This window comes from Pseudomonas sp. MWU13-2105 (genome assembly GCF_023242315.1).
Taxonomy (GTDB): domain Bacteria; phylum Pseudomonadota; class Gammaproteobacteria; order Pseudomonadales; family Pseudomonadaceae; genus Aquipseudomonas.
This window is the reverse complement of the sequence record NZ_JALLIY010000073.1, coordinates 1-815: the sequence shown is the minus strand read 5'-3', so window position 1 is coordinate 815 and position 815 is coordinate 1. Positions and strand designations below refer to the sequence as shown.

The 815-nt window shown below is 63.1% G+C and carries 1 protein-coding gene; it reads right to left on the bottom strand.

Annotated elements, in window-relative coordinates:
* Positions 1–815, bottom strand: an 815-nt coding sequence (locus tag M5B96_RS32345; RefSeq protein ID WP_248801223.1) for an ABC transporter permease, incomplete at both ends; no start/stop codon positions are given.

The window sequence follows — 815 nt, the reverse complement described above, 5'->3', positions numbered from 1 at the left end:
CGACCATAGGCCTGGGTGATGCGGTCGATCACCACCGCGAGAATCACGATGGCCAGGCCCGCTTCCAGGCCACGCCCGACGTTCAGGGTCTGGATGCCCACCAGCACGTCTTCGCCCAGGCCACGGGCACCGATCATCGAGGCGATCACCACCATCGACAGCGCCATCATGGTGGTCTGGTTGATCCCGGCCATGATGCTCGGCAGGGCCAGCGGCAGTTGCACGCCGAACAGCTGCTGCCAGCGGTTGGCGCCAAAGGCGTTGATCGCTTCCATCACCTCGCCGTCGACCTGGCGGATACCCAGGTCGGTCAGGCGGATCAGCGGCGGCGCCGCGTAGATCACCGTGGCGAAGATCGCCGGGACCTTGCCCAGGCCGAACAGCATCAACACCGGAATCAGGTACACGAAGCTGGGCATGGTCTGCATGATGTCCAGCAAAGGCATCAGTACTGAACGCAGGCGATCGCTGCGCGCCGAGAGAATACCCAGGGGAATGCCGATCAGTACCGAAATCAGCGTCGCCACCAGCATCAGCGCAAGGGTCTGCATCAGCTTGTCCCACAGGCCAACCGCGCCCACCAGGAACAACAGGCCGACGATCACCAGCGTCGTCACCCATTTGCGGGTGGCGTGCCAGGCAATACCGCCGACCATGGCCAGCATCAGCCACCAGGGCGCCAGGCGCAGCAGGCCTTCCAGGTTGACGATGGCCCATAGCAGGGTGTCGGAGATCTGGCGGAACACATCACCGTAGTTGGTCACCAGTGCATCGACCCAACTGTTGACCCAGTCGGCGATAGAAAATGTGAAACG